Source organism: Neptuniibacter sp., from assembly GCF_024231755.1.
In the GTDB taxonomy this organism is placed as follows: Bacteria; Pseudomonadota; Gammaproteobacteria; order Pseudomonadales; family Balneatricaceae; genus Neptuniibacter.
Genome location: NZ_JAAEQH010000271.1, coordinates 1 through 4,973 on the forward strand (window position 1 = coordinate 1; position 4,973 = coordinate 4,973).

The window sequence follows — 4,973 nt, forward strand, 5'->3', positions numbered from 1 at the left end:
TCTTACTGGTGCAGGAAAAGGGTTTTGCTCAGGAGCCGATCTTTCAAATGGTTTGTTAATAGAAAACAAGGACAAATTGGAAGGTTGGTTAAAGAGCTTCGCAAATCCTGTTATAGAGTACTTGCAGTCTATGACTACAGTAATTATTGCTGCGGTCAACGGAGTGGCAGCGGGTGCAGGGGTTAGTCTTGCTTTAGCATGTGATATTGCGATATCAGCTGCATCAGCTCGCTACGTCTTTAGTTTTTCTAAGATAGGCCTGGCTATGGATATGGGAGCTTCTTGGTTATTGAACCGTAGGCTTGGAATGATGCGTACTGCTGCATTGACAATGTCTGCTGACTTTCTGGATGCAGAGGGAGCTCTGAAATGGGGTTTGGTAAATGAAGTCATCCCTGATAAACAGTTCATGCTTCGAGTTGAGGAGTTCGCCAGTCTAATTGCTTCTAGGCCGAGTCAAACATTGAAAGTCCTTAAATCCCAGATTAACTACGCAAATAGCGCGACCTTATCTGAAGCTATGGATTATGAAGCCAAGCTTCAGGGAGTGTTAGTGAAAACTAACCAAGCGCAAACACTCATAAAAGATTTTGCCCGTCGATAAAACACATCGCTGTTTTAGAACAACTACCGTAACAAAGTTTGTGATTATTCTCTGATTAAGATTGGTAAATTACCGCAGGAGCCTGCCGTGCACAAATTCTATGCGCAATCTGCCGTAAATGGCCATAGTCCTTAGCAAAGTTTGCAACAACGAAGTTGGGTGCGACAGGTCTTGCCTTTATGCCCTTGGGTGCTTCGGGGCTTTCAGTTTGATGCGTACTCTACGGTTTCACTTTTTGTAAGGTCCAGACATTACTGCAAAGCGCTGCCTGGATGACACTTCAAACTGAAAGACAGAAGTTAGCCAGGATTTTTTCGTAGGTTCCCTAAGCTTAGCGTCCTGATTATTGTAGACATGGGTGGTTTGTTAGCTCACTTAACCTGAATAGCTCTATATTGGTTGGCTTGCTGTTCGGATTTGTCTTTTCTGAAGGGGAGTGTGAAGTAGCCGAAATCGTAAGTGATGGTGCCTTGAGAACACTGCTATGGTGTTCTTTTATTTACCTGAAGCTAACCTTAGTATTCGATTGCGAAAGCAAAGAACTATCTGGATAGCATTTGTTTCCAAGAACAATCCAGCAGTGATCGCTTGTCCAATAATCTATGGCTTAGCCATTCTCATCCCGTCGTACATAATCAGTAAGCGTCCGGCCAATCCCCTTTATTAACCTGCGCAGGGTTCTCCTCCACTCATTTTGTAGCAGAAGTCATTTTTTAGGAATTTTTCTTATATCAAGCTCAAAGAGCAACAGGTAATGTACAACCAAAGCAGAGGCGCAATGGATTGCTATTTTCTCAAGAATGAGAACCTCTGCTCCTAAATCACGGATGATAACAAGCCTGCCAGGATGCAGCGAGAAGGCCCGCCATGGACGACTCGTCTGTGGCGGGCTTTGGCTTTTTAAGCGTTTACTGCTTGCCTTGCTCAGTCAACATAGCTGCGGGGCCCAGTTCTGTGGTAACAGTTCACCAAGCTGACTCGCCTTCTGTGTCGGTAGACGGGCCAGAACATCTTTCAGGTAAGCATAGGGATCGTGCCCATTCAGCTTCGCCGATTGGATTAAACTCATAATGTTGGCCGCACGCTGACCACTTCTCAATGATCCCGCAAACAGCCAGTTTGACCGACCCAATGCCCAAGGCCGGATCAGGTTTTCGATGCGATTGTTATCGATCGGCAGCGTACCATCATCCAGATAACGAGTGAGTGCTGCCCAACGCTTGAGACTGTAGTCTAGCGCCTTGGCGGTGGCTATCCCCTTCGGTATCTTCTGCCGTTGGAGCTGCATCCACTGATGTAACGCTTCGGCAATGGGCTGTGAATGTTCTTGCCGCTGCGCTTCACGCTCTGCCGCCGTTAGTGATTGTACTCTTCGTTCAACTTCGTAGAGTTGACCGATGTACTCAACCGCTTGAGCGGCAATCTGACTTTTATTCGCCACAGACAGGTCAAAGAACTTACGCCGGGCATGAGCCATACAACCGATCTCCGTCGCGCCCTTAGCAAAGCTCTGTTTGTAACCCCCGTAGTCATCGCAGATCAGTTTTCCTTTCCAGTCTCCGAGGAAGTCACGCGCATGCTGACCACCCCTTCCTGGCGTGAAGTCATAGACAACGGCATTGAGCGGGGCATAAGCCGTGGTGGCGTAGGCCCAGATATAGGCCTTATGAGTTTTCTTCTTGCCTGGTGCCAGCATCGGCACCGGGGTTTCATCCGCATGTAAAACCGGTTCATTCAAAATCAACTCACGCAGCGCATCAACCAACGGTTGTAACTGAACACCACAGACACCAAGCCACTCCGACAATGTTGAGCGTGAGATAGGTACTCCTGCACGTGCGAAGATCTGTTCCTGTCGATACAGAGGCAAGTGATCCGCATATTTAGCGATCATCACCTGTGCCAAGAGGCCCGTCGTTGGGATCCCCTTATCGATAACATGCGCAGGCATCGGGGCTTGCATCAGAGTCTCACAGTGATCACAGACCCATTTACCCCGGATATGTTGTTCTACAGTGAACACACCGGGTACGTAGTCCAGTTTCTCTCTGACCTCTTCACCGATCCGGCGCAGTTGGCAACCGCAAGGACAGTGCGTGTGCTCCGGCTCATGATGGATTTCAGTTCGTGGGAGTTCCGGGGGGAGCGGTGTACGTTTGGGCTGTTTTTTAGCTGCAGGCGCAGAGGGTGTGGTTTTTAACTGCTCCAGCTCTGCCTCGATACCGGCAATGTCGGTATCAACGACCTCATCCAACAAACTGATTTGCAACGCATGAAGGTGCTCACTACGCTGACCGTATTTGTGGCGCTTGAGCAGAGCCACTTCGTGGGTCAGTTGCTGGATGCGAAGATCCCGCTGTTTGAGCGTCTCATCCCGCTGCTCCATGAGCTGATCCTTTTGCTCAATCATCTGATCCTGCTGTTCGACGCGTACCATCAGCTCCATCGTCAACTGGCGAAGCTGTTCGGGTGAGAGCTGTGAGAAGTCAGGTGTTGTACTCATACCGAGCAGTATGCCAGAAGTTTAGGATACTGAGGACACGCAGATCGGCTAATAGCCAGATTGCACGGCCTATGTCAGATCAGCGTGATCGCGCCCTCCGGGCCCATGCGTTGCCAGGGAAGTCCCTGTACCAAGGCGGTGAGCTGTTCCGGTGATAGAGACAGGCAATCACCTCGCCAGCGTTCAGCCCAACAGAACTTGCCCTGATGCAAGCGGCGGGCACAAAGCCAGATACCCAAACCATCATGGATCAGCACCTTTATCCGGTTACAACGTTTGTTTGTAAACAGATACGCACAATGAGGACGGGCCACACCGAATACTTTAACCACCCGGGCCAGGGCTGTATCGGGCCCCGCTCGCATATCGAGTGGTTCGGTGGCTAACCAGATCTCGTCAATGCGGATCATTGCAGCAGGTCCCGCAGCAGGGTTTGACATGTATCTGCACCTGACAGCGGCCATTCAATGACAACTGCTCCCCGACGATGGGGAATTTCGATACGAATCGGGTCAGTACGTCCAGATCGACAGGCTAAAGATTGTGGTTGTGGTAGAGGGATAAAATCGGGCTGATCTGGCGTCGGCCTGGTATTACGAATCCATTTACGCACTAAATTGGCGTTGAGATTATGTTCCAGCGCGACACTAGCGACGGAGGTGTTCGGTTGCTGACAGGCGTCAAGGATCCGGGCTTTAAACTCGGGTGAGAAACGGCGACGCTTTCGCTGTGCTGCGGGTATGCTTAATGTTGTCATCATCGGTGTCCACTTAAAAATAGGTGGACACCTATATTAGTGATTCAAACGTAGGGTAGAAGATGTGTTGACCGGACGCTTACCATAATCATGCTAATGAATAAAATCTAAAGCGCCATGTCAGCAATGCTGATTGGCGCTATTACGATCGGAAGGTTAGAGATCAAAGCTTAACTATTTTATTGTGTGCAAGTGCCTCGATCTCTTGTTGTTCAAGGCCTAGCTCTTTTAGAATTTCCTCACTATGCGAACCTATTTTTCCACCTGTTCGTAAATATGTGGCTTTGCTACTAGAGAATTTAATTGGACAGCCTATTTGTTTTTGGGCTTCTCCTTTCTCGGTAGGCACCTTTACAATCATCTCTCTTGATCTTAGTTGGGGATGTTCGCAAGCTTCTTGGATATTCAGGACAGGTTCTACACAAAGATCTTTAGTCGCAAAAATATCTTTCCATTCTGAGAACGTCTTATCTTTGAAAACGACTTTTAGCCTATCTTTTAATGAGCTATCAGTACCGTGACTAAGTTCTTTAAGCTCAGGGTGTCCGATCAGATCACAAAGTCCAAAGAAAAACTTGGGTTCGAGGCTTCCTACTGAAAAATACCGACCGTCTTTGGTTTCGTAGTAGTCATAAAAAGATCCGCCATTTAGTAGTTCAGTTTCAGCGTCAGGTAACATATTTCCTGCGACTTGACCTGCACCGCTCATGGCATTTAAAGCAAAAGCCGTATCGGTCATGCTGATATCAATGAACTGACCTTCACCAGTTTTATCACGATGATGTAGTGCCGCAAGTATGCCAATTACACTGTGCAGTGAGCCGCCTGCAACATCGGCGACCTGGACCCCCAGAGGAACAGGAGCTTGGTTGGCTCGGCGTGAATAACTGCTGATCCCTGCCAGTGCAAGATAGTTTAGATCATGCCCTGCACGACTTTTATAAGGGCCTGTTTGCCCATAACCAGTGATGGCACAGTAAATCAGCTTTGGATTGATTTTCTTAAGTGTGGCGTAACCCAAACCTAACCTATCCATGACGCCGGGACGGAACTGTTCAAGTACCACGTCGTGCTCTTTAACTAACTGGTGAATAATTTTGATTGCTTCA

General features: G+C 48.4%; 5 protein-coding genes. 1 reads left to right on the forward strand and 4 read right to left on the reverse strand.

Annotation, left to right across the window (positions count from 1 at the left end; translation table 11 throughout):
- Nucleotides 1-604 (forward strand): enoyl-CoA hydratase-related protein (locus tag GY843_RS15720; protein ID WP_297310967.1); only part of this gene is annotated, 604 nt, incomplete at its 5' end.
- A gap of 928 nt (nt 605-1,532) precedes the next feature.
- Here the strand turns inward: GY843_RS15720 and GY843_RS15725 are convergent.
- The 4 genes from GY843_RS15725 to GY843_RS15740 form a co-directional block, all read right to left on the reverse strand.
- Nucleotides 1,533-3,107: an IS66 family transposase gene (locus GY843_RS15725; protein ID WP_297310968.1), complete on the reverse strand. Its 1,575-nt coding sequence runs from the start codon at nt 3,105-3,107 to the stop codon at nt 1,533-1,535.
- Between the two features lie 74 nt (nt 3,108-3,181).
- Complete coding sequence (tnpB, locus tag GY843_RS15730) at nt 3,182-3,571, reverse strand: IS66 family insertion sequence element accessory protein TnpB (protein ID WP_297310970.1); 390 nt, start codon at nt 3,569-3,571, stop codon at nt 3,182-3,184.
- Nucleotides 3,514-3,867 carry a transposase gene (locus tag GY843_RS15735; protein WP_367183860.1) on the reverse strand — a complete coding sequence of 118 codons (354 nt, stop codon included), beginning with the start codon at nt 3,865-3,867 and terminating at the stop codon, nt 3,514-3,516. The genes tnpB and GY843_RS15735 overlap by 58 nt, the downstream gene beginning before the upstream one ends.
- Before the next feature lie 160 nt (nt 3,868-4,027).
- The coding region (locus GY843_RS15740) for a CaiB/BaiF CoA-transferase family protein (protein ID WP_297310971.1) at nt 4,028-4,973 on the reverse strand (946 nt) is incomplete at its 5' end.